Raw genomic sequence first — 22,981 nt, 5'->3', positions numbered from 1 at the left:
CGGGGGCGTCGCGAGAGCGGGTTGCATGTCCCAGGAATGCAATGGACGACCCCCATCGCGCCATCGCCCCCTGGCGTCCGGACGGACACAGAGCCGCTGTTCAGCCAGCCGTCCTCACGCCTCCCCTGCGGGTAGGTCGAGGTGGTGCATCAGATTTGGCCACCGCGACTTCCACGTACGTCGGCCCCACTCCGCTCAATGGTCGTCGTCGCCGTCCGACGCAGCCCCCGCCCGGCCGCTGCCGAAGACGCGGAAGAGCACGTACAGCGATGGGAACAGCAGCACGGATCCGACGCCGAGCACCCAGACAAGCAATCGCAACGTCCTCGGGTTCGCCGCCGCGCCCTCGAGCGTCACGTCGGGCACCACCAGGAACGGGTACTGCGAGGCCGCCCAGCCGAGCAGGATCAGCGTGACCTGCGCCGCCGCCGCGAAGCGCGCCAGACGGAAACGGCGGGTCCACAGCGCGAAGAACGCCGCGGTGGCCGCGAGGCCCGTCGTGACATGGAGCGGCCACGTGATCGGATGATCCGTCAGCCCCTCTCGAATGAGCGGGGCGCCCCGGAACGACGCCGCGAACGACGCCAGCGCGAGCGCGGCCACCACGCAGCCCGAGGCGAGCGCGCGCCGCCGGAAATCGTCGACCAGCGCAGGCTCCTTCGCCTCGTTCGTCAGGTACACCGCCGCGAGGAACGCGAACAGCGCCAGCGCGAACAGCCCCACCACGAACGGAAACAGCGAGAGCCACGGCGCGAAGAAGCCGCTCGTCACCACCCCCGACGCCACCCGGATCCGCCCGGACGCCACCGCGCCGACGATCATGCCGAGCAGCACCGGGGCGATCACGCTCGCGAGCGAGAAGACGAAGCCCCAGCGCTTCTGCCGCCGATCCCCCCGGGAGTCGTAGCTGCGGAAGCTGAACGCCGAGCCGCGAAACACGACGCCCACGAGGAACAGCGTCAGGGGGACGTGCAGCGCGATCGAGATCGCCGCGAACGCGGGAGGGAACGCGGTGAAGAGCAGCACAACGACCAGGATGAGCCACACGTGGTTGGCCTCCCAGATCGGGCCGATGACCCGCTCGATGAGGGCGCGCTGCTCCCGCTTCCGCGGGCCGGAGGCGAGCAGATCCCACACGCCGCCGCCGAAATCGGCGCCCCCGAGCAGCGCGTACAGCACGAGCGCCGCCATCATCACCCCGCCGATGAACCACTCAGTGCGCATCGGCCTCGCCTCCCCCGGACGCACGCGGCGCGCCGCCGCCGCCGCCGCCCGTCACCCCGAGCGGCGCCGCGCGGAGCTGGCGCACGAGCAGGTAGACCACCACCACGCCGAGAAAGACATAGAGCGCCGTGAACGTCCAGAAAGGCGCCGCGAGGTGCGGGAACGGGGTCACCGCGTCGCGCGTGCGCATCGCGCCCCGCACGATCCACGGCTGGCGACCGAGCTCCGTCACCAGCCAGCCCGCCTCCATCGCCACGATGCCGAGCGGGCTCGCCAGGATCGCCGCCCAGAGGAACCAGCGCTGATCCGGGATCCCCCTGCGGCGCCACGCGAGCACCGCCCCGACCACCGCGAGCAGCGCCATCGCGGAGCCCGCGCCCACCATCACCTGGAACGAGAGGTGCGTCGCCGTGACCGGCGGCCACTCGTCCCGCGGGACCGCATCCAGCCCGGGCACCACCGCGTCAGGATCCGCGTGCAGGAACACCGAGAGCCCCGCCGGGATCTCGATCGCGTAGTCGACCTCGCCCCGCTCCACGTCGGGCAGGCCGCCGACGAGGAGCGGCGCGCGGGCCGAGGTCTCGAAGTGCGCCTCCATCGCCGCGAGCTTGGCGGGCTGCCCCGTCCCGACCGCCACCGCCGCGTAGTGACCGACGAGCGGCTGCGCCAGCGCCGTCACCCCGGCGATCGCGAACGTCACCGCGAACGCCTTGCGGAACAGCGGGCTCGACGGGTGCCGCAGGAGCACCAGCGCGTGGATCCCCGTCATCACGAACGCCGTCGCCTGATAACACGCGAGGATGCCGTGCAGCGTCTCGTGCTTCCACGGCGGGCTGAACATCGCCGCGACCGGGTCGATGTTCGCCGGGCGCCCGTCGACCATCGTGAACCCGGCAGGGTCGTTCATGCAGGCGTTCACCAGGATCACGAAGAACGCGGACAGCGCGCCGCTCAGCGCGACAAGCGCGCCCGAGAGCAGGTGCAGCCTCGGCGAGAGCTTGCCGCGCCCGTAGAGGTAGATGCCGAGGAAGATCGCCTCCGTGAAGAACGCGAACCCCTCGAGCGAGAACGGGAGCCCGATCACCTCTCCGAACGTCCCCATGAAGCTCGGCCACAGGAGCCCGAGCTCGAACGAGAGCACCGTCCCCGACACGGCGCCCACAGCGAACAGGATCGCCGTCCCCTTCGCCATGCGCTTCGAGAACTCGAGGTAGTCTCGATCGCCCGTCCGGTGCCAGAGCGCGTCCGCGATGACCATGATCAGCGGCAGCGCCACCCCGGCGGCGGCGAAGATCATGTGAAATGCCAGCGACAGGCCCATCTGGGCCCGGGCATAGAGGAGGCTGTTCATGAGGCCCTCTGCGGCTCCCTTCTCCCGCGCGACCGCTCCCTGTGCCGTGCCGCTCTCCTGCGGGGACGGTCCGCGCGCTCCCGCCGACCATAGGGGGGCCCGCGCCAGGGACAAATAGGGGCGAACCCGGGTAAGCTCGACGCCGATGCAGACCCTTGTCGAGCTCGTCGCCAAGAAGCGCGACGGCGGGCGGCTGTCCGAGGACGAGATCGCGCGGATCGTCCGCGCCCTCAGCGACGGCGAGCTCGCCGATTACCAGATGGCCGCGCTGCTCATGGCGATCTTCTTCCGCGGCATGGACGACGCCGAGACGGTCGCGCTCACGCGCGCGATGCTCCACTCGGGCGACGTCCTCGATCTGTCCGGCGTGCCCGGACGGAAGGTCGACAAACACTCGACCGGCGGCGTCGGCGACAAGGTCTCGATCTGCCTCGCCCCCCTCGTCGCCGCCTGCGGCGTCCCCGTCCCGATGGTGTCCGGCCGCGGCCTCGGCCACACCGGAGGCACCCTCGACAAGCTCGAGGCGATCCCGGGGTTCGACGTCGCGCTCGACGCCGGCGCGTTCGCGCGCATCGTCCGCGAGGTGGGGACGTGCATGATCGGGCAGACCGCGCGGATCGCGCCCGCGGACAAGCGCATCTACGCGCTGCGCGACGTGACCGCCACGGTCGAGTCGATCCCGCTCATCGTCGCCAGCATCCTCTCGAAGAAGCTCGCGGAGGGCATCGACGCGCTCGTGCTCGACGTCAAGGTCGGGCGCGGCGCGTTCATGAAGACCCTCGGCGACGCCCGCGCCCTCGCGACCGCGCTCGTGCGCGTCGGGACCGCGGCCGGCAAGCGCGTCTCCGCGCTGCTCACCGACATGAGCGCCCCGCTCGGGCGCACCGTCGGCAACGCCATCGAGACCCGCGAGGCGATCGAGGTGCTGCACGGCCGCGGGCCGGGCGACCTGGTCGCGTGCACGCTCGCCCTCGGCGAGGAGATGCTGATCGCCGGCGGCGCGGCGGCGAGCGCGGCCGAGGCGCGGCCGAAGCTCGAGGCCGCCATCGCGAGCGGCGCGGCGGCCGAGGTCCTCGCGCGGATGATCGCCGCGCAGAAGGGCGATCCGGCCGTGGTGCAGGACGCCGGCCGGCTGCCCAGCGCCCCCGTCGTTGTCGAGGTCGCCGCCCAGGACGAGGGGTACGTCGCCGCCGTCGATCCGCTGGAGATCGGCCTGTCGGCGGTCGCGCTCGGCGCCGGGCGGACGCGCGCCGACCAGCGCGTGGACCCCGCCGTGGGGATCGAGCTCGCCGCGGTGCGCGGCGATCGCGTGGACCGCGGCGCGCCCCTCGCCCGCATCCACGCGCGCCGGGCGGACGACGCGCGGGCCGCGGCCGATCGCGTCCGCGCCGCCTTCCGGCTCGGCCCGGCGCCCGCCGAGGCGCCCGCGCTCGTGCTGGAGCGGATCGAGGCATAGCCGCGCGCGGGCGCGCGCGGCGGCTCGCCGGCGGCGCGGGGCCCCACTAAGCTGCCGGCATGCGGACCCCGAGGCGCGACCTCACCACGCTCGGCTACCGGCGGATCATCCAGCTCCTCGTCTACCTGGTCATCATCCCCGGCGTGCTCCTGTCGGGCGTCGGCTTCCTCCTGCTCGTCCTCGGCGAGGCCCAGTACAACCTCATCATGGGGATCATCGTCCTCACGTTCTGCGGGACGCTCGCGACCGGGGTCATCCTCGTGTGGGTCTTCCTCCGGCGCGAGCGCAACCTGTCCGAGCTCCAGGCCGATTTCGTGTCCAAGGTCTCGCACGAGCTGCGCACCCCGCTCACGTCGATCCGGATGTTCACCGAGACCCTCACGCTCCGGCGCGGCGACACGATCAGCGAGGATCGCTGCATCGAGGCGCTCACCAAAGAGAGCGCCCGCCTCCAGCAGCTCATCGATCGGCTGCTCGACTGGGGGCGGATGGAGAGCGGCCGGCGCGTCTACGAGCTCTCGGAGCACCACCTCGGGGAGATCGCCGACGAGGCGATCCACGCCTTCGAGCCGACCCGCGAGAAGCGCAGCGTCGACCTCGACGTCTCCATCGACGCGAACCTCCCGCCCGTGCTCTGCGATCGCAGCGCGCTCGTCGACGCGATCGTGAACCTCCTCTCGAACGCCTACAAGTACGGCGGCCAGCCGAGGAAGATCAGCGTCTCCGCCCACGTCCTCAACCGGTCGGCGCTGCTCACGGTCCGCGACAACGGCAAGGGCATCGCCCGCGCGGAGCACAAGCGGATCTTCGAGAAGTTCTACCGGGTCGACGATCTCCTGGCCCGGCAGCAGGAGGGCTCGGGGCTCGGGCTGTCGATCGTCAAGCATGTCATCCGGGCGCACGGCGGCAAGATCCTCGTCGACAGCGAGCCCGGGAAGGGCAGCACGTTCACCCTCGTGCTCCCGCTCCGGAGCGCGCCCAAGGCGAGCGCCGAGCGACGCCCGCGGAGCGCCGCGCACGCCGCGCCCGCGGTCGCCGCGGCGCACAACGACGCGTCGGATCACGGCGCCGACGCGAGCGCGCCGCCGTAGCGCGGCCGCCGCCGGTCAGGACATGAACATGCTAGAGGACGTCCTCAGCATGACCCGAACCCCTCAGACACCGGCGCGGACCGTCCTGCTCGTGGAGGACGACCCCAGCATCGCGATGGGTCTCGAGATGAACCTGACCGCCGAGGGCTACCGCGTCCTCGTGGCCGAGGACGGGGAGCGCGGGCTCGCGCTGGCCCGCGGCGGCGGGATCGATCTCATCATCATCGACGTCATGCTCCCCCGGCTGAACGGCTTCGAGCTGCTCCGCATGCTCCGGAACGAGCGGCGCACCCTGCCGGTGATCATGCTGTCCGCGCGCGGCGCCGAGATGGACAAGGTGATGGGCCTCGAGCTCGGCGCCGAGGACTACATCACGAAGCCGTTCAGCCTGGCCGAGCTGCTCGCGCGCGTGAAGGCCGTGCTCCGGCGCGACGCGATCGCGCGCGCCGACGGGGCGCAGCTGCGCGCCGGCGACATCGTGATCAACGCGGCGACGCGCGAGGTCCGCCGCGGCGACGCGCTGATCGAGCTCACGGCGACCGAGTTCGACGTGCTGCTCTGCCTCGCCGAGGCGGGCGGCAGGGTCCTGTCGAGGGAGCAGATCCAGGCCAAGGTCTGGGGCCCGACGCACCACGGGACCCCGCGCACCATCGACAATTTCATCCTCCAGCTCCGCAACAAGCTGGAAGAGAACGCAACGACGCCGCGCCACCTGCTGACGGTGCGCGGCGTCGGCTATCGCTTCGTCCCCTAGAGCGGCGGTCACCCGCTTCGGATACGGGCCCACCTCGACGTTTTCGGTGCTCAGTGCACAGGAGTGCGCTTGCGCGCCGAAAACGCCGATCTGGGCCCGTCTCCTGTGCGGGAGACCGTCGCTCTGTTCGGCGGTCGGAGGGCGAGCGCTCCGGGGGGCGCCCTGTCAGGGCGCCTGACAGAACTTGTTGATGTTGTCGACGAGGGGATCTTCCTGCTTGATCGCCTTCTCGATCGACGCCTGGGCGGCGTTGCTCTTCTCCGCGTCGTTGGCGTCCGCCGCGGTCGCGAGATCGCGCGCCGCCTTGGCGACGTCCTTCGCCATGGCCTGGTACTCGCCCGAGAACTTCTGCAGCTCCGGGGTGGTCAGCTTCACCTGCGCCGCGTCGGCCGCCACCTTGTCCATCGCGTCGGCCATCGCCTTCAGCTCGCTCGACCCGCCCTGGTCGGTGCCGGCCTTGGTGCCTTTCTCGATGCTCTGAACGCCCTTGTTGATGACCTCGATGAGCGCGTTGCACTCCGAGACCTTGTTCTGGCCGCAGCCGCCAGCGCCGGCGACGAGCCCGAGCGCCGCGACGAGCGCTGCGAGGGTGACCTGGGTGCGCATTCTGCTGTGTCTCCTCATGTGGTGAGCGAGGCCGGTCCGCCCATCCCTAAACGCCTAGGCATGAACCCACATTTTGCGGGTACGTTTCAACATGGAATCCGCGATCGACGTCCACGACCGCCGCGTGGGTCAGGACCGCACCCGCCAGTTCCCCTGGAAAGTTCGGCCGATGTCGTCGGCTGTGGGATCGGTGATGATGAGCTCCGGCCGGCCGCCTTGCGCGAACACGATCGTGTTCTGCCGGAAGACGCGGCCGAAGGCGATCGCCTCGTCCCGGTCCATGCCGTGGACGAGCCACGCCGGCTCGCGCCAGATGCCCTCCGGCTCCGCCTCGGAGCCGACGCACGGCTCCACCCGGTAACAGCCGAGGATCAGGAGATCGCGGAGGACGTGGTGGCGCTGATCGTTGACCCGGCGGGGGATGAGCATCGAGCGCGGGTTGTAGGCGGTGAGCACCGCGAACTTGCGGGTCAGGAGCTCGGGGAGCCCGGCCTGATCCTGGACGATCTCGCCGTCCAGCGAGACGCGCAGCGTCCCCGCCGGGGTGGGGAACTCGTAGATGGTCGAGAAATACGACCGGAGGAGCGTCTGATCCATCGTGCAGCGGTGGTGTGAGGGGGCCGCGGCGCTCGGCGCACCGGGTGCGTCGCCTTGCAGAGGGGCCCGTGGCGTGAGCGCCCGGGCCGCCGGGCGCGACGGCGCAGGGTTACCAGAGACGCGCGGCTCTGGCTACTCGCCGGCGCCGCTCGCGGCCAGACCACCGCCAGACCACGCCAGACCGGCGCGCGCTTCCCCTGCCCCGCCCGGTGCGCTAAGCGTTCCGCGCGATCGACCGGCCTGCCCGCGCGCACCGCGCCGGCGGCCCTGACCCCCTGCGCCCGATGCCACGATGATCGAGGTCGAGCACCTCTCCAAATCCTACGGCCCCCACCAGGCGGTGAGCGACCTCTCGTTCCAGGTGAGCCAGGGGGAGATCGTCGGGTTCCTCGGGCCGAACGGCGCGGGCAAGAGCACGACCCTCCGCATCCTCGCGGGGTTCCTCGGCGCGACGTCCGGCCGGGTGCGGATCGCCGGCCACGACATCGCGGAGGAGCCGATGCGCGCGCGGGCCTCGCTCGGGTACATGCCCGAGACCTCGCCGCTCTACCCGGAGATGCGCGTCTCGGAGTACCTCGCGTTCCGCGCCGAGCTGAAGCTCGTGCCGCGGCGCGCGCGCGGCGAGGCCGTGGCGCGCGCCCTCCGCGACGCGCACGTCGAGGACGTCGCGAGCGTCCTGATCGGCCACCTCTCGAAGGGCTACCGCCAGCGGGTCGGCCTCGCGGACGCGCTCGTCGGCGACCCGCCGCTGCTCATCCTGGACGAGCCGACGGCGGGCCTCGATCCGAACCAGATCCGCGAGGTGCGCGCGCTCGTGCGCCGGCTCGGCCGTGACCGCACGGTGCTGCTCTCGACGCACATCCTCTCCGAGGTCGAGGCGACGTGCACGCGGGCGCTCGTGATCGCCCGCGGGAGGCTCGTGGCGGAGGGCTCGATCGACGAGATCCGCGCGATGCGCCGGTCGTCCGGCGCCCGCGTCGTCGTGCGCGGCGCGGTGGACGCGGCGCTCGCGGTGGCGCGCGGCGCGGCGCAGGTCCGCTCGGCCGAGGCGGAGGACGCCGGCGAGGCGGCGCGGCTCACGGTCGAGTTCGACGCCGGCGCCGACGCGGGCGAGGCCGCCGAGCGCCTCGTCGCCGCGCTGGTCGCCGCGGGCCTCGGGGTGCGCGAGCTCGTCCCCTGGGCCCCTTCGCTGGAGCAGGTCTTCTCCGAGCTGACCGCGGCCGACGACGCCGGCGCGCGGGGCGGCGCCGGAGAGCCGGCCGAGCCCGGGGCGGAGGGCGGCGAGGCGCCTCGGCCGGCGGCCGGGGACCGGAACCAGAAGAAGAAGGGCAGCGCGGCCCGGCGCGGCGAGGGCGGCGCGGTGAAGGAGCGGCGGTGAGGGGCTTCTGGCCGATCTTCAAGCGGGAGCTCTTCTCGCTCTTCGTGACGCCGCTCGCGTGGGTGCTGATCACCACGTTCCTGCTGGTGCAGGGCGTGCACTTCTTCCTGATCGCGACGCAGTTCGCCGGCGAGGTGGAGCTCTCCGCCGACACGGGCCCGGTGCAGGTCTTCTTCGGCCAGACGATCCTGATCTACCTGCCGCTGCTCTTCGTCTGCCCGCTGCTCACGATGCGGCTCTTCGCGGAGGAGCGCAGGAGCGGCACGATCGAGGCGCTCCTGACGGCGCCGGTCGGCTCCGCCGGCGTGGTGCTGGCGAAGTACGCCGCGGCCCTCGTGACGTACGTCGCGATGTGGGCGCCGACGCTGCTCTACGTCGTCCTCATCGGCAGGACCGGCGAGCTCGACTGGCGGGTCGTGGGGTCGAGCTACCTCGCCGTCTTCGCGGTCGGCGCCGGCTACCTCGCGATCGGGACGATGACCAGCGCGCTCACGAAGAGCCAGCTCATGGCCGCGGTGCTCAGCACGATGGCGGTGATGGGCATGTTCATCCTCGGCATCGGCGAGTTCATCTTCCCGGACGGCCCGGCCCACGACCTCTGCGCCTACGTCTCGGTGTGGACGCAGATGAACGACTTCTCCCGGGGGATCGTCGATCTGCGCCGCCTCGTGTTCGACGCGACGGTGGTCGCGCTGCCGCTGTTCGTGACCGTGCGCGCGGTGGACGCGTGGAGGTGGGGCTGATGTCCGGAGAGCGGCCCGCGCAAGCCGGGGCTCCGCCGCCGGGCACCTCGCTCGGCGAGAAGCTCTCGACGAGCGTCGGGATCATCGCGGCGATGGTGCTCGCGGTGCTGGTCAACTTGCTCGTCGCCCGCCACTACAAGCGCTGGGACTGGACGCAGGGCGGCCTGTACACGCTGAGCGACGCGACCGTCTCGACGCTGCGCTCGATCGAGGAGCCGATCCGCGTCTACGTCCTGCTCTCGGAGGGCGACCCCCTGACGCTCTCGGTGCGGCACCTGCTCGACGCGTACCGGGCCGAGAACCCGCGGATCGAGGTCGAGGTGACCGATCCCGACCGGCGCCCGGCGGAGTTCCTGGCGGTGCAGCAGCGCTACGGCGTCGTCGCGGGCAAGACGGACGACGGGCGCATCGTCACGGACGCGGCGATCATCGTCGCGCGCGGCGATCGGCCCCATTTCCTGACGGCGAGCGACCTCGTCGAGGTCGAGGACGAGGACGACCTGCGGTCGCGCCCGCGGCTCGAGCAGGCGCTGACCGGCGCGATCCGGAGCGTCCTGCGCAGCGAGCGGCCGCTGATCTGCTTCGCGGCCGGGCACGGGGAGAAGTCGATCGAGGCCGGCGGCGCCGGCGGGCTCGCAGCGCTGAAGGACCGGCTCAACAAGAACAACTACGAGGTCGTGGCGCTCGGCGGCCGCCGCGGCGCGGACGGCCACGGCCACGGCGACGAAGACGAAGAGGAGGCTCTCGCCGCGCCGGCGGAGCCCGCGCCGGAGGTCGATCTCGACCGCTGCCGGGTGCTCGTCCTCGCCGGGCCGAGCCGGCCGGTGCCGGCCAGCGACGTGGCCCGCTACCGCGCGTTCATCGAGAGGGGCGGCAGCGCGCTGATCGCGCTCGGGCCCGTGCCGGACGAGAGCGATCAGCGGTACGTGGACCTCGGGCTCTCGGGCCTGCTCGCCGTGGCGGGGGTCGAGCTCCGGTCGGACTTCGTGTTCGAGCTCGACCCGAAGCTCCGGTCGACGCAGGGCTTCGGCGAGACCTTCGCGCCGATCGTCAGGCCGCACCCGATCACCGAAGGACTGATCAAGGCGGCCGATCTCGGGCTCGGCCCGGTGCTCACCGTGGCGAGCTCGCTCGCGCCCACGGCGAGCGGGCCGGTGGTCCCGGCGCCCCTGCTCGTGACGAGCGACAAGGCCTTCGGCATGGTCGATTTCTTCGGCTGGGCCCGGGATCCGTCCGAACCGAAGCCGCGCGACGGCGATCACCCGGGTCCGCTCACGGTCGCCTGCGCCTCGGAGCTGCCGAAGCCCGCGGGGTCCAGCGCCGCGCACGGGCCGCGCGTCGTGGTGGTCGGCTCGCCCGGCGTGCTCTACGGCGCGAACTGGCAGAGCCCCGAGCTCCGCGGGACAGCCGTGCTCGTCGAGAGCGCGCTGTCCTGGCTCGCGGCGAGCCCGCCCATGCTCGACATCCCGGACAAGCCGGCGTTCACGGCGGGCCTGCGGATCAGCGAGGACTCGCTCGCCGGGATCTTCCGCTACGTCATCGTGTACATGCCGCTCGCCGCGGCCCTCCTCGGCCTCGCCGTGTACCTGGCGCGGCGCGGCTCCGAGCGCCGCCCCGGCGACAAGGGGGGCCCCGGCGCGCCGGCCGGACGCGACGCGCGCGGCGCGCCGGCCGGGGCCGGGGCCGAGCGCGAAGGATCGCCGTGATGCGGCCGCTGCGCCGGCACGCGACGACGCTGCTCCTTGTCGCGCTCACCGCCGCGGCGGCCGTCGCGCTGCTCGTCCTCGACCGGGGCTCGGTGTCCACCGACGAGGCCGAGCGGCGCAAGAAGCACCTGATCGAAGCGTGGCGACCCGACGAGATCACCGAGCTCACCGTCACGATGGCCGCGCCCGGCGCGCCGCGGACCGCGCGGCTCACCCGCGGCGAGGTCGACGACGCCGGCCAGCGCCCCTGGAACGTCGAGATCGACGGGCAGCGCTACCCGGCCGACGAGCCCACGGTCGACCAGCTCCTCGGCACGCTGGAGTTCGCGACCGCGGAGCGGCGCGTCTCCGCGGAGGCGAGCGACCCGGCCGCCCTCGGCCTGGCCCCGCCCAGGCTCTCGATCGCGCTCGCGATGGGCCCGCGCCGCGAGCGCCTGCTGCTCGGCGGCGGCGCCCCGACGCCGCCCGGCGCGGTCTACGCCGAGGTCGCGGGCCGAGGCGTCTTCGTCATCACGAAGCAGCTCGCCTCGGCCCTCGAGGTGCCGCCGGATCGCTTCCGCTCGCGGAGCTTCGTCCCCTACGTCGCCGCGGAGCTCTCGGGCCTCACGCTCGAGGGCGACGGCGGATCGCGGCGGTTCTCGCGCGCCCCCTGGGGCGGCGGCCGCGGGGCCGGCTTCCGCTTCGCGGAGGGCTCGCCCGAGGGCAGCGGCGTCCGGGTCAGCGCGCCGGCGCTCGATCTCGTGCTCTCGGCGCTCGACCGCATGCAGGCCGAGGCGTTCCTCTCGGAGGAGGAAGCGCGGCAGGCCGCGTCCTCCGGCGGCCCCCGGGTCACGCTGACGCTGGAGCCGAGCGATCCCGCGGCGAAGCGCGGCGTGATCGACGTGGGCGGCGCCTGCCCGGGCAGGCCCGATCACGTCGTCGCGGCGCGGCGCGAGCCCGCGCGCGCGGCCGCCTGCGTGCCCGCGAGCGTGCTCGAGCCGCTCACCGAGGAGGCGTCGCGCTTCGTCGATCTCGCGCTCGTCGCCGCGCCGCTCGACGAGGTCGCCGAGGTGAAGCTCGCCGCCGGCGAGCGTTCGCTGGAGCTCGCGCGCGCCGGCAGCGAGTGGCACCTGCGGGCTCCCCAGGACCGGCCTGTCCCGACGGAGACGGGCCGCGCCCTGGTCCAGGCGATCCTCGACGTGCGCGCCGCGCGCCTCCTGCCCGGGGCGCGCGATCGCGCGGCGATCGGCCTCGCCTCGCCTCGGGCCACCCTCCGCGTCGTCTCGACGCCGCCGGGCGCGGTCGCCGAGGGCGAGCCGCAGGAGCGGATCGAGACGCTCGAGATCGGCGCCGAGCAGGCCGGCGTGGTGCACGTCCGGCGGCTCGAGGACGGCGCGATCGCCGAGATCCCGGCCGTGGCCGCCGGCGCGCTCCTTCCTTCCGAGGTGTCGCTACGCTCCATGAAGGTGTTCGATTTCACCCCCGATCGGGTCAGCGCGCTGCGGATCGAGCGCCCCGGCCTGGTCCAGCGGCTCCGCCGGACGGGCGAGGGCGCCTGGCGGCTCGTCGATCCGACAGGCGAGGGCCTCGCGGCCGACAGCGGGCTGGCCGACGAGCTCGCCGAGCTGCTCGCCGGCCTCCAGGCCGAGCGCTGGATCGCCGAGGAGGCTGGCCAGAGCCACGGGCTCGGCGCGCCCCGGCTCGTGGTCGAGGCCGAGCTCGACCCCGCGCCGGAGCCCGGCGGTGGAAGCACCGGCGCGGCGACGCGCGCGGCCCGGGTGGCGCTCGGCGCGCGCGCAGGCGCGGGCTCCTTCGCGCGCGCCGGGGACGGCGCTGCGGTGTTCGTCGCGCCGCCGGCGCTGGAGGCCGCGGCCGGTCGCCTGCTGCTCCGCCGCGACGTCTTCCTCGTCCCGCCTCACGAGATCGCGCGGGTGACGCTGGCCCCTCGGGAAGCGAAGCCGGTCGTGATCGAGCGCTCGCCGGAGGGCTTCACGATCGCGGGAGCGGCCGATCAGGCGACCGCCGCCGCGCTGGCCGCGAGCGTCCGGGACGCGCTGGCCGATCTTCGGGCCGAGGGCGCCGTCGCGCTGGGCGAGCCGGAGCGGCGCCATGGCCTCGGCCCGCCGCGCCTCCGGGTCACCGTCGAGCTTTCCCGGCCGCAGGCCGCCCCGGCGGAGGAAAGCGGCGCGGTCCCGTCGCGGGCGCCGGTGGGGTCGTTCACGTTCGCGATCGGCGCGGGCGACGCCTTCCGCGGCACGAACGTCGTCTACGCCCGGCGCGACGACGTGCGCGCGGTCTACGCCATCGCGCAGTCCCGGGTGCGACCGCTCCTCGAGGCGGCGGGCATCGCGGGCGACTGAGCGGTCCGCGGCCCGATCGAACGGACTATTTCGTTCTGATGGCTCACCTGTGCTAGGCGACGTGCTGGACATGGCGAAGGCGGACATGGCGAAGAGGCAGCGCCCGCTGACGGTCGACATCCCCCGTCCCGGCGATGAGCAGCCGGTCTGGTCGCGGGTCGGGGTGATCGCGCTGGTGGGGTTTGTCGTCGGCGTCGCGTGGCCCAAGCTCGCCGGCGTCCGCATCGGCCCGACCGTGCCTTCCGACGTCAAGGCGACGGCCGAGGCCACGGCGGCGCCGGCGTCCCCTCCCCCCGCGGCAGCGGCGCCCGGGACCGCGGAGCCCGAGGCCAAGCCTCCCGAGGCCGCCGCGAAGAACCAGCAGCAGATCGTGGTCGGCCCTGGCAGGATCACGCGCTGCTCCGACAAGAAGAACAAGAAGGTCGAGGACTGCGGAGAGCTCCAGTTCGATCCGATCGCGCTGCCCCGGCTGAAGGAGCTCGCCCAGTGTCCGGCGGCGCTCGGCGTGAACGGCAAGCTCCCGATCGGCTTCGAGCTCAACTTCGAGAAGAAGGAGGTCCAGGTCGTCAAGGGGAAGAAGACGAGCCTGCCGGCCTCGACCGTCAGCGGCATTCTCCAGTGCGCAGCGCGGGAGTTCTCGAACGTGTCGCTCGAGGAAGTCCCGCACAAGTACCGCCGGTACTCCCTCGTTTACACTGCCACCTTCTATCCCCCGGGCGCGCAGGCCGACGCCGGGAAGGCCGAGGCCGGCGGCGGCGAACAGGAGCAGGCCGCCGGCACGACCACGAGCGAGACCGCCGTGAGCGGCCTGGCCACGGTGAGCTGGGATACTGCGCTCGTCCGCGGCGCGCCCAAGGAGGGTGATGTGGTGATGCGGCTGGTGCGTGGCACTCGGGTCAAGCTCGTTGGCCGGCAGAACGATTGGTACAAGATCGAGCACCGCGGCAAGACGGGGTGGATGTACCGGGGCGCCATCGGCCTGTAGCCGGGGGCCGCGAGCGTCGGCCTGATGGGAGACACGCGGGCGGCTTCAGGCGCGGATCCCAGGGCCGCGCCCGAGCGATGGCGCGTCGGTTCGCGTAGAATGGTTGGGCCGATGACGCGCAAGTTTTCGCTCCCCCTGCTCCACCTGGCCCACGCCGACCGCGCGACGGCGCCTGCGTCGGCCACGCCCACGGTGGACGCGGTGCGTGAGCGCCTCGGCGGGCGCGCGTCGACCGAGCCCGGCGTGGGCGAGCTGGTCCTGCTGACCACCACCACGGGCAAGGCGCTCCCCGGGGTGGTCCTGTACAGGGGTGGCACCACCGTCGATGTGTGGATTGACACCACCACAACGGCATCATCCACCCGGGACGAAGCGCGAGGCCTGGACCTCGCGAGCGCCGCGACCCGCCGGGGCGTGGTTCACCGAGCGCGCCCTGCCGATCTCGCGCCGTTGCGCGTCGCTGCGCCGGAGTCGCTCCTCGCCATCGCGGCCGACGCGCGCGTCTTCGCGGCCCTGAGCGAGGGCCAGCGCATCCGGTTTCAGGACGGCGGCGATCTCGCCGAAGGCACGCTGGTGGAGAAGTGCCGCTTCGGCGGCCTGGTGCGGCGCGACGACGGCACCCTCCTCGGCATCGGCTTCCGCCGGCTCTGGCCGGCGCGGTCCGAAGGAGCCAAACGAGGCCAGCGGAACTGAGGGGGAACTGAGGGGGAACTGAGGGGGAACTGAGGGGGAACTGAGAGGGAGACGGTATCGCACACTGGCCAGCTCCCTGGGGTACGGCCGGCGGCGCACGTGCGGGCTTGTGCCTCCTCCGCGGACGCGATAAGAGAGCCACCGTCATCGTAGCTCGCGCGCTGCGCGTCCAGCTCGGAGGATACCCCTTGAAGCTCGCCCCCTCGTTCACGATCGCCCTCGCGCTCGCGCTCGCCATGCTTCCGGGCTGTGGTGCTTCGCTGTCCGGCCTGTGCGAGGACAAGTGCGATTGCACTGGCTCGTGCAGCGAAAGAGACGAGGTGGAGTGCGTGGACGCCCTCGAGGACGCCGAGAGATCCGCGGAGTACGACGGCTGCCAGGACCAGTTCGACGAGGCCATCTCCTGCATCGACGATGAGTTCGTGTGCGACGGCAGAGACGTCGCCATCGCCGGGTGCAACACGGTGATAGAGAACCTGCGCGAATGCGCCGGACTGCCCGTGTCCGGCGCCGTCGTGGCCCAGTTCTTCTGATCGACGGCCGGCGCCGGGCCTGTCGCGCGCGCCGCGTGGCTCCTCTGCGCCCCTCGCGACAGGGCACCTCGCGCGGGGCGCGCTCGCGGCGCTCGGGTAGGTGTCGCGGCAGGCCTCACGCGGCGCCTGCCGTCCCGTCTTCCTGCAAGCTGCTCCTGCGCGCGGAGGGCCTTTCCGGTCGCCAGGGTTCGATCGAAGCAGCGCCTGGCGCGCGCCGAGAGGGCGAGATCGCTTATTCGCCGAGGTGGGTGCGGACCTTCGTGAGCAGCGTATTGCTGTCGAAAGGCTTGATGAGGTAGTCGGTACACCCGTTCGCGAAGCCGATCTTGATGCTCGTCTGATCGCTCCTCGTCGTCATCATGATGATCGGCACGGTCTTCGTCGCGTCGAACGCGCGGAGCCACCTGCAGGCCTGGAAGCCGTCCATCGCCGGCATGACGACGTCCATCAAGATGAGATCGGGGCGCTCCGAAATCGCCTTCGCGATGGCCTCCTTGCCGTTGCGCGCGATGACGATGTCGTAGTCGTCCACGCCGAGCGTCAGCTGCTGTGACAGCAGCGAAGTCAGCGAGTCGTCGACGACGAGGATCTTCTTCTTTCGAGCGGTCTCGCTGGGCTGGCTACTTGGCGCGGACGGCCGGCTCCGCGGCGCCGAGTCGGAAGCGGAGGCCGTTTCCGGAGAGCTCTTTCGCGAGGAGTCGACACGACGATCGGCCATGAGGGAGCCTCCATGAGGAGGCGCCGTTCCCTGGGACGCCTCCGGAGTGTTCAGGTTGCAACGAGTGATCCCCCCGTCACCTTATCAGGATCGCTACCGCACCGGAACCAAGTTCCACTGTCACCCGATGTGGCCAAACCCGCGAAAGTACTCCTGAACAGACAGCTGCGCGCTCCCCCGCAGCGAGCCGCCGAGGCCAGCTGGCGAGAGGAGGAGTTACCCGCAGACCTGCGAACCCACGACAAGCGGCTGCGCCGTGCGGAACGGCTGCTCACGCTAGCGTGTGAGGACGGTACGGCGGCGTTTGCTCGCCGATCCAAGCAAGAGAACGGTAGTGCCCAGGGACGGAATCGAACCGCCCACACGAGGATTTTCAATCCTCTGCTCTACCAACTGAGCTACCTGGGCTTGCTGCGGGCCCCGCGCTTACGCCGGAAGCGTCGGTCACGGGCGGGCTACGTTACGCGGATGTGGTCGAATGTCAAGGAATTCTTCGGCGCGCTCCGCGGAGCGATCGAGCAGCCGGAAGGCGGCCGCGAGCCACGAGGCGCGCAGGTAGGCCGCGGCGGCGAGCGCCGCGAGCTGCGCGGCGAGCGCGGCCGCGACGCGCGGGCCGCTGCTGACCCCGGCGAGGTGCATGCCCAACGCCCCGCCGGCGAGCGCGACGGCCGCGAGGGCGCCCCGGGACGCACAGGCCCAGACGGCCGCTAGCGGAGCGCCGCGCAGCGCGTCGAGCCCTCTGGAGACGGCGGTGTAGAAGCCCCGCTGCTCACCGACCACGGCGACCCGCGCGAGATCGTGGAGCAGGGCGATGGCCGCGACCGGCACCAGCGCGACAACGGCGACGGCGATCGCCGCAAGGTCGCGGCCGCGCGGCAGGATCGGGAGCTCCGCGCAGAGCTTCGTCCCGGGGAGCAGGACGAGCGCCGCAGCGGCGACCTGCGCCGCGAGCGCGACGCCCCAGAGCAGCGCGAGCGGGCCCAGGGCGCGCGCCGCGCGGCCTCCCAGGTCCTGCGCGGAGAGCGGTCCCTTCTGGCTCAGCGCGGCGAGGAGCACCGCGAGCGGGAGCAGCCCGAGCGCGGCGGCCAGCAGGGTGCCCAGGCCGAGCTGCGTGGCGAGGGCAGCGGCGGCGTGCGCCGAGAGACGCGCGAGCTCGCTGAGCATCAGGCCGCCGGGCTCGAAGAGCATCGCGTCGCCGCGCGGGTATTCGCCGACGATCTGGGCCACGAAGACGGACAGCGGCGCCGCGACAACGAGCGAGGCGAGCGCCCGGTAGCCGAAGTACAGCGCGACCGCCGCTGGCCGCTCGTGCGCGGCGGGGCGCCCCGCCGCGCGCCCTGGCTCGGCCCCCGCGGCCCCCTGCGAGCCCGGATCGCTCGCGCCCCGCTCCGCCGGCGCGCTCATGGCCCGAGGAGCGTGAGCGCGAGCCCCACGGCGAAGCTCGCGCGCGAGAGCACGCCGGGCGCGAGGAGGTCGGGGCGCGATCGGCGCGCGTTGTTCGCAAGGTCCTCGTCGAGCAGCACCCGGTGGTCGGGGTCGATCACCACCGCGACGAGCGGAGAGGCGCCGGCGTAAGGGATCGCGGCGGTGCTCTCACGCGCATCCCACCGCGCCCGCTGCACGCTCCCGTCCTCGCCGTGCAGCGCGACGTCGACGGGGAGCACGAGCGAGCCGCGGCGCCGCACGACGGCGCGGCCGCGGTAGCCCGCCGCCTCGATCCCGGCCTCGCCCGGCGCGGGCGCCGCGGTGTCCGCGGGCCATGCGTCGAACGCCTCGACGGTGTAGTCGACCCACGCACGCTCGAAGAGCCCGGCTCGGAGCGCCTCGGCCGCCTCGTCGCCCACCTCCCGCCGCACCGCGTCGAGCAGCGCCTCGGGGCCGGGGTGCCGGAACCGGTTCTCGCGCGCGTAGCGGCCGACGGCTCGCCGCACGAGGTCCTCGCCGTACACGCCCTCGAGGGTCGCGAGGAGCACCGCGGGCCTCCCGTACACGAGCCCGAGGTAGTCCTTTCCGTCGACGAAGCCCGCGGCCGGCTGGGCGACGGCGCCGTTGTGGCCCGACGTGAGCGCGTCGGCGCGGTACTGCGCGCGGAGGTCGATCTCGAGGCCGAGCAGGCGCGCCCACGAGCCGTCGCCGTAGCGCGCGCGCAGCGCGCCCGCTTCCGCGTAGGTGGTGAGGCCCTCGTCGAGGAACGGGTAGCGGTGCTCGTTCGTCGCGACGAGGCCGTAGAACCACTGGTGCGCGAGCTCGTGCACCGTGACCGCCTCGACGAAGCGCACGCCCACGGCGGGCCAGAGCCAGCTGCCGCCGGTCGTGATGAGCGTCGGATACTCCATGCCGCCCGCCTCCTCGGCGCCCTCCGGCGGGTGCACGATCGTGAGCGTGCCGTACGGGTAGCGGCCGAACGCCGCGCCGAAGCGCTCGAGGCCGAACCGGACCAGGTCGATCTCCAGCGCCGCCTCGCGCTCGCTCCCCTCGGGGAAGAGGCACCGGATCGCGACGCCGTCGCCGGTCGTGGCGCGCAGCTCGCGGAAGCGGTCCCACGCGGCGAAGGCGAAGTCGTGCACGTCCTCCTGCACGAACCGGCGGATCGCTCGCCCGTCGGCCCGCCGCTCCTCCACGAGCCGGCCGGTCGCCCCGACCGCGAAGCGCTCCGGGACGTCGACCGTCACGTCGTACGCCCCGAAGTCGGCGTAGAACTCCGAGAGCCGGTGGTAAGGGAAGTGCGCCCAGCGCCCGTCGGGCTCGAGGCGCGCGATCTTCGGGAACCACTGCCCCACCATGTGGAAGCTCCCGTGGTGACCCGTCCTGAGCGCGAGCGACGGGAGGTCCGCGTCCCACGCGAGATCGATCGTGATCGCCTCGCCCGGCGGTACGGCCCGCGGCAGCTCCACCCGGATGTCGGTCTCGTCGTCGGGATCGCCGGGCGTCGTGGGCTTCCCGCGGGGCCACACGTCCGCGCCTTCCATCTCGCGAACCGCGAAGCGGGTCACCTGGATATGCCCGTAATCATAGAGCATTTCGCCACCGCGAAAGCCGTCGATGGACGAGCGGAGGAACACGGTGCGCGGGTCCTTGAAGCCGTTCAGGTAGAGGTGGACGAACAGCTCGCGCTGCGGCTCGCGCGACGCGTTCCGCCAGACCAGCGTGCCCTCGCCGTGCATCGTGTGCTGCGCCGGATCGAGGCTCGCGCGCAGCGTGTAGCTCGCGATCGGATCGGCGTGGGCCGCGAGCTCGGCGTCCGGCGGAGGCGCGGGCGCCGGAGCTGCCAGCGCCGGCGCGGCGCTCGCGCCGGAGGGAGCGGCCGGCGACCGCCGGGCCGGAGCGTCGGGCTCGATCGGCTGGACCGTCGAGAGGAGCGACGCGCCCATGCGGCCGGCGAGCAGCGCGAGGAGGAGACCGACAGCGGCCTGGAGAGCCGTGCGCACCGGTGCAACCTAGCGAGGTTGCGGCATCGCGGAAAGGCGGGTCTGGGGACGCGGCGGTCGCGGCGGTCCGCTCGGAGCGATGAGGCGACGCCGCGACGTCAGGGGAGGCCGGCGCCTAGACGCTGCAGACGATCCCCTCCTGCACGAGCTCGTACAGGAGCCGCAAGGCCTCGAGCGACTGCATGCCCGACACGTCGAGGATCTCGTCGATCGAGCTGTAGCCGTCGATGCACGAGAGCAGGAAGCCCGCGCGGTGATCGAGGTTCAGCGAGCGGAGCTGATCCGGCGACACCGCGAGCCGCAGCACCCGCGAGCCGTCTCCGAGGCGCGACTGGTACATCTGCCGGAGCGCCTCGACGCAGCTGTCCGCGTACTGCCGCGCCATCCAGTCCTTCGGGTTCTCCTCGAGCAGGCCCTCCGCGAGGATGAGGGCGCCGCCGAAATCGCCCTGATCGAAGCGGTGCTGCATCTGCTCCCGCGGCCCCTGGGCGCTCAGCTGGGGCTCGGTCGCGCGTGAATGAACCCCCTTGTCGACCTTCGCGACAGCCGCGGGCGCGCGCTCGGTCTCGGAGCGGCGCGGAGCGCGCGCCGCGCCCTGCGCCTCGCCCGAGACCCTGTACGAGGTCGAACCGGCGAGCGCCCCCGTCCCGCCACGGAACGCGGGCTCGTCGTCCTCCACGATCAGGCCGTAACGGAGCGTGCCGGGCGGCGGCGTGATCGGCGGCTCGTCCACCGGAGGGCCCGGCTCCTCGAACCCGAGATCGAGGCGGAAATCGATGCCCAGCGGCCCGCCGTCGTCCGGACGAGGGGCGCGCCCCTTCGCCGCCGGGGGGAGGTGGACGTCCCGCGCATCGACCGGCGGACCACCGAAGACGTCGATCTCGCCAAAGCTGCGCGGGTACGACGGGCCCGGCTCGCGCAGGAGATCGTCGTCGAGCTCCGACCCGAAGTCGCGCTCGGGGTCGAGCGATCCGAACCCCATCCGCCCGCCGGGCCGCGACGGGACCCCGGGCTCGTCGCACTCCAGGCCGAGCCTCGCCGCCTCTCGGCCGAGAGAGCCGTGTTTGGCCGAGAACGAGGAGCCGGGCGGCGGCTCCCAGGGGATCGTCCTGCGCGGCGGCGGGGCGGGCGGATACCCCTCCGGCGGAAAGGCCTCCGGAGGGCGCTGCCGCTGGGCGGTGATCTCGGAGCTCGAGTGAGAGCGGCGGGTCATCATCTTTGCCACGTAGTCGCTGACGGGGATCGGCGGCGGGAGCGTGATCTTGCCCTCGCCGTCCGGCTGCAGAGGCGTGCCGGCGGGCGGGGTTTCCATGCGGGGTGAGCCCTTCTCCTCGCGGGCGAGCGCAGCGAGCGCGAGGAGCTCCTCCGAGGCGACCGGTTGGGTGTCCTCGAGCTCGTCCACCTCGTCGAGCCCCCAGGAGGAGTCCAGGGTCTTGGAGTCAGGCGGCACCGACCGCATCGTCTTCCCTCATCGCGGCCACCCATCACCCCTGTGGCCTGGCTACGACGCCCTTGAACATCCGGTGGGTGCGCGAGAGCGCCTCCATCTGCTCCTTGACCGCGGCGGCGTCGCGCCGGCCGATGGCCTGACGCGAGCGATCCACGATCCCGCGCGCCTTGCCGATGGCGTCGCGGCCGAAGTCGCTGGACGCCACGATCTGCTCGACCTGCGGGAACATCCGCTCGATCTCGGCGATGAGCTTCTCGGCCTCCTGCCGGACGCCCTCGAACTGGTCGCTCGCGCGGCGATCGACGAGGTACTCCTTCGCCGCCTCCATCATCTCGCCGACCTCCTCCTTCGTGAGGCCGCTCGACGCGGTGACCTGGATCGACTGCTGCTGGCCCGTCTCCAGATCCTTCGCGCTCACCGAGACGATGCCGTCGCTGTTGATCTCGAACGTGACCTCGATCTCGACCTGCCCCTTCGGCGCGCGGCGCAGGCCGGTGAGGATGAACTCGCCGAGCAGCTCGTTGTCCGTCGCCTTCTGGTGCTCGCCTTGCATGACCAGGATCTTCACGGCGGTCTGGTTGTCGCGGCTCGTCGTGAAGATCTTCGACCGGCTCGTGGGCACCGTGGTGTTCTGCGGGATGAGCTCCTCGAAGTTCGACCCGAACGTCATGATGCCGAGCGCGTGCGGCGTGACGTCGAGCAGGATCATCTGCTTCGTCTCGTCCACGAGCGCGGCGCCCTGCACCGCCGCGCCGAGCGCGACCACCTCGTCGGGGTGCACCCCCTTGCAGGGCTCGCGCTCGAAGAAGTCGCGGACGGCCTCCTGCACCCTCGGCATGCGCGTCATGCCGCCGACGAGCACGACGTCCTCGATCTCGTCGCGGTCGAGCCGCGCGTCCTCGAGCGTCTGGCTGCAGATCTCGATGCACCGCTCGACCAGGTCCTCGCACAGCTCCTGCAGCGTGGCCCGCGAGAGCGTCCGCTGGAGGTGCAGCGCCTCGTTCCGCGCGCTCGAGATGATGAAAGGCAGGTTGATCTCGGTCTCCAGGACGCTGGACAGCTCGCACTTCGCCTTCTCGGCCGCGTCCTTGAGCCGCTGGAGCGCCATCCGGTCCTGCCGCAGATCGACGTCGTGCTGCTCCTTGAAGCCCTGCACCAGCCAGTCGATGACGCGCGCGTCGAAGTCCTCGCCGCCGAGGAACGTGTCCCCCGCCGTGGCGATGACCTTGAAGACCCCGCCCGCGCCGATCTCGAGCACGGAGATGTCGAACGTGCCGCCGCCGAGGTCGAAGACGGCGATCGTCTTCTCGACGTTCTTGCCGAACCCGTACGCGAGCGCCGCCGCCGTCGGCTCGTTGACGATGCGGATGACGTCGAGCCCCGCGATCTGGCCCGCGTCCTTCGTCGCCTGCCGCTGGTTGTCGTTGAAGTAGGCGGGGACCGTGATGACCGCCTTGGAGACCGGCTCGTTGAGGTAGTCCTCGGCGAACAGCTTCATCTCCTGGAGGACCATCGCGCTGATCTCGGGGACCGAGTACGTCTTGTCGCGCAGCTGGATGCGGACGTCGCCGTGCGGCCCCTCGACGATCTTGTACGAGGCGGTCAGGATCGCGTTCTTCACCTGCGGGGACGACCACTTCCGGCCGATCAGCCGCTTCGCGGCGTAGACCGTGTTCTCGGCGTTGGTGATCGCCTGCCGCTTCGCGATGTGCCCGCAGAGCCGCTTCCCGGCCTCGGTGATCGCGACCATGGACGGCGTCGTCTTGTACCCACCGCGATTCGGGATGACGGTCGGGACGCCCTCCTCGACGATGGCAACGCACGAGTTCGTGGTGCCAAGGTCAATGCCGATGACACGCTCCATCGATGCCGCTGCTCCTCTTGTGATCTTCGGCCCGAACGGCCGCTGAGGCCACGATGCTAGACCGT

General features: G+C 72.4%; 19 protein-coding genes and 1 tRNA gene. 10 read left to right on the top strand and 10 right to left on the bottom strand.

Annotated elements, in window-relative coordinates; genetic code table 11:
* Positions 1-195 precede the first annotated feature (195 nt).
* Positions 196-1,224, bottom strand: coding sequence for a cytochrome d ubiquinol oxidase subunit II (locus WMF44_RS13215; protein WP_012235070.1), 1,029 nt, complete (start codon positions 1,222-1,224; stop codon positions 196-198).
* Complete coding sequence (locus WMF44_RS13210) at positions 1,214-2,575, bottom strand: cytochrome ubiquinol oxidase subunit I (protein WP_437299480.1); 1,362 nt, start codon at positions 2,573-2,575, stop codon at positions 1,214-1,216. The genes WMF44_RS13215 and WMF44_RS13210 overlap by 11 nt, the downstream gene beginning before the upstream one ends.
* Before the next feature lie 145 nt (positions 2,576-2,720).
* Between WMF44_RS13210 and WMF44_RS13205 the strand changes: the two genes are divergently transcribed.
* From WMF44_RS13205 to WMF44_RS13195, 3 genes are read left to right on the top strand one after another with little or no spacing between them, the layout of a single operon-like run.
* Complete coding sequence (locus WMF44_RS13205) at positions 2,721-4,031, top strand: thymidine phosphorylase (RefSeq protein WP_437299479.1); 1,311 nt, start codon at positions 2,721-2,723, stop codon at positions 4,029-4,031.
* Between the two features lie 59 nt (positions 4,032-4,090).
* The gene (locus WMF44_RS13200; RefSeq protein WP_437299478.1) at positions 4,091-5,122 is read left to right on the top strand and encodes a sensor histidine kinase; all 1,032 of its coding nucleotides are present in this window, start codon (positions 4,091-4,093) and stop codon (positions 5,120-5,122) included.
* A gap of 49 nt (positions 5,123-5,171) precedes the next feature.
* Positions 5,172-5,876, top strand: coding sequence for a response regulator transcription factor (locus tag WMF44_RS13195; protein ID WP_437299477.1), 705 nt, complete (start codon positions 5,172-5,174; stop codon positions 5,874-5,876).
* A 165-nt stretch (positions 5,877-6,041) separates the two neighbouring features.
* On the opposite strand, the gene WMF44_RS13190 is transcribed toward WMF44_RS13195, so the two are convergent.
* Together WMF44_RS13190 and WMF44_RS13185 are read right to left on the bottom strand one after the other, a co-directional pair.
* Entirely contained in the window at positions 6,042-6,482 is a 441-nt protein-coding gene (locus WMF44_RS13190) for a hypothetical protein (protein ID WP_437299476.1), read from the bottom strand.
* Positions 6,483-6,611: 129 nt separating this feature from the next.
* Positions 6,612-7,079, bottom strand: a complete 468-nt coding sequence (locus WMF44_RS13185) for a DUF3293 domain-containing protein (protein ID WP_012235064.1) — start codon at positions 7,077-7,079, stop codon at positions 6,612-6,614.
* A gap of 292 nt (positions 7,080-7,371) precedes the next feature.
* On the opposite strand from WMF44_RS13185, the gene WMF44_RS13180 reads away from it, so the two are divergent.
* The 7 genes from WMF44_RS13180 to WMF44_RS13150 all read left to right on the top strand — a co-directional run bounded on the left by WMF44_RS13180 (position 7,372) and on the right by WMF44_RS13150 (position 15,456).
* Complete coding sequence (locus WMF44_RS13180) at positions 7,372-8,457, top strand: ABC transporter ATP-binding protein (protein WP_437299475.1); 1,086 nt, start codon at positions 7,372-7,374, stop codon at positions 8,455-8,457.
* The gene (locus tag WMF44_RS13175) at positions 8,454-9,200 is read left to right on the top strand and encodes an ABC transporter permease (protein WP_437299474.1); all 747 of its coding nucleotides are present in this window, start codon (positions 8,454-8,456) and stop codon (positions 9,198-9,200) included. Before WMF44_RS13180 ends, WMF44_RS13175 begins: the two co-directional genes overlap by 4 nt.
* Positions 9,200-10,906, top strand: a complete 1,707-nt coding sequence (locus WMF44_RS13170; RefSeq protein ID WP_437299473.1) for a GldG family protein — start codon at positions 9,200-9,202, stop codon at positions 10,904-10,906. Before WMF44_RS13175 ends, WMF44_RS13170 begins: the two co-directional genes overlap by 1 nt.
* Entirely contained in the window at positions 10,906-13,245 is a 2,340-nt protein-coding gene (locus tag WMF44_RS13165; protein WP_437299472.1) for a DUF4340 domain-containing protein, read from the top strand. Before WMF44_RS13170 ends, WMF44_RS13165 begins: the two co-directional genes overlap by 1 nt.
* Before the next feature lie 70 nt (positions 13,246-13,315).
* Entirely contained in the window at positions 13,316-14,230 is a 915-nt protein-coding gene (locus tag WMF44_RS13160) for an SH3 domain-containing protein (RefSeq protein ID WP_437299471.1), read from the top strand.
* 111 nt (positions 14,231-14,341) lie between these two features.
* Complete coding sequence (locus WMF44_RS13155) at positions 14,342-14,923, top strand: hypothetical protein (RefSeq protein ID WP_437299470.1); 582 nt, start codon at positions 14,342-14,344, stop codon at positions 14,921-14,923.
* 188 nt (positions 14,924-15,111) lie between these two features.
* Entirely contained in the window at positions 15,112-15,456 is a 345-nt protein-coding gene (locus tag WMF44_RS13150) for a hypothetical protein (RefSeq protein WP_437299469.1), read from the top strand.
* Between the two features lie 232 nt (positions 15,457-15,688).
* On the opposite strand, the gene WMF44_RS13145 is transcribed toward WMF44_RS13150, so the two are convergent.
* From WMF44_RS13145 to dnaK, 6 genes are all read right to left on the bottom strand, one after another.
* On the bottom strand, positions 15,689-16,174 hold the full coding sequence (locus tag WMF44_RS13145; protein ID WP_437299468.1) for a response regulator: 486 nt from the start codon (positions 16,172-16,174) through the stop codon (positions 15,689-15,691).
* Between the two features lie 335 nt (positions 16,175-16,509).
* Positions 16,510-16,582 (bottom strand) — tRNA-Phe (locus WMF44_RS13140).
* Positions 16,583-16,618: 36 nt separating this feature from the next.
* Entirely contained in the window at positions 16,619-17,578 is a 960-nt protein-coding gene (locus WMF44_RS13135) for a hypothetical protein (protein WP_437299467.1), read from the bottom strand.
* A complete protein-coding gene (locus WMF44_RS13130) occupies positions 17,575-19,602 on the bottom strand; it encodes a M1 family metallopeptidase (protein WP_437299466.1) in 2,028 nt (675 codons plus the stop codon). The genes WMF44_RS13135 and WMF44_RS13130 overlap by 4 nt, the downstream gene beginning before the upstream one ends.
* Before the next feature lie 115 nt (positions 19,603-19,717).
* On the bottom strand, positions 19,718-21,052 hold the full coding sequence (locus WMF44_RS13125; protein WP_437299465.1) for a hypothetical protein: 1,335 nt from the start codon (positions 21,050-21,052) through the stop codon (positions 19,718-19,720).
* Between the two features lie 34 nt (positions 21,053-21,086).
* Positions 21,087-22,916, bottom strand: coding sequence for a molecular chaperone DnaK (gene dnaK / locus WMF44_RS13120; protein WP_272103249.1), 1,830 nt, complete (start codon positions 22,914-22,916; stop codon positions 21,087-21,089).
* Positions 22,917-22,981 lie beyond the last annotated feature (65 nt).

The organism is Sorangium sp. So ce426 (assembly GCF_051475585.1).
Lineage (GTDB): Bacteria > Myxococcota_A > Polyangia > Polyangiales > Polyangiaceae > Sorangium > Sorangium cellulosum_B.
The sequence above is the reverse complement of the archived record's forward strand: the minus strand, read 5'-3'. Positions and strand labels throughout refer to the sequence as shown.

Excerpts from the sequence above, each read along its gene's own strand:
- WMF44_RS13215 (WP_012235070.1), bottom strand. The coding sequence starts at position 1,224 with ATGCGCACTGAGTGGTTCATCGGCGGGGTGATGATGGCGGCGCTCGTG.
- WMF44_RS13210 (WP_437299480.1), bottom strand. The coding sequence starts at position 2,575 with ATGAACAGCCTCCTCTATGCCCGGGCCCAGATGGGCCTGTCGCTGGCA.
- WMF44_RS13205 (WP_437299479.1), top strand. The coding sequence starts at position 2,721 with ATGCAGACCCTTGTCGAGCTCGTCGCCAAGAAGCGCGACGGCGGGCGG.
- WMF44_RS13200 (WP_437299478.1), top strand. The coding sequence starts at position 4,091 with ATGCGGACCCCGAGGCGCGACCTCACCACGCTCGGCTACCGGCGGATC.
- WMF44_RS13195 (WP_437299477.1), top strand. The coding sequence starts at position 5,172 with ATGACCCGAACCCCTCAGACACCGGCGCGGACCGTCCTGCTCGTGGAG.
- WMF44_RS13190 (WP_437299476.1), bottom strand. The coding sequence starts at position 6,482 with ATGCGCACCCAGGTCACCCTCGCAGCGCTCGTCGCGGCGCTCGGGCTC.
- WMF44_RS13185 (WP_012235064.1), bottom strand. The coding sequence starts at position 7,079 with ATGGATCAGACGCTCCTCCGGTCGTATTTCTCGACCATCTACGAGTTC.
- WMF44_RS13180 (WP_437299475.1), top strand. The coding sequence starts at position 7,372 with ATGATCGAGGTCGAGCACCTCTCCAAATCCTACGGCCCCCACCAGGCG.
- WMF44_RS13170 (WP_437299473.1), top strand. The coding sequence starts at position 9,200 with ATGTCCGGAGAGCGGCCCGCGCAAGCCGGGGCTCCGCCGCCGGGCACC.
- WMF44_RS13165 (WP_437299472.1), top strand. The coding sequence starts at position 10,906 with ATGCGGCCGCTGCGCCGGCACGCGACGACGCTGCTCCTTGTCGCGCTC.
- WMF44_RS13160 (WP_437299471.1), top strand. The coding sequence starts at position 13,316 with ATGGCGAAGGCGGACATGGCGAAGAGGCAGCGCCCGCTGACGGTCGAC.
- WMF44_RS13155 (WP_437299470.1), top strand. The coding sequence starts at position 14,342 with ATGACGCGCAAGTTTTCGCTCCCCCTGCTCCACCTGGCCCACGCCGAC.
- WMF44_RS13145 (WP_437299468.1), bottom strand. The coding sequence starts at position 16,174 with ATGGCCGATCGTCGTGTCGACTCCTCGCGAAAGAGCTCTCCGGAAACG.
- WMF44_RS13135 (WP_437299467.1), bottom strand. The coding sequence starts at position 17,578 with ATGAGCGCGCCGGCGGAGCGGGGCGCGAGCGATCCGGGCTCGCAGGGG.
- dnaK (WP_272103249.1), bottom strand. The coding sequence starts at position 22,916 with ATGGAGCGTGTCATCGGCATTGACCTTGGCACCACGAACTCGTGCGTT.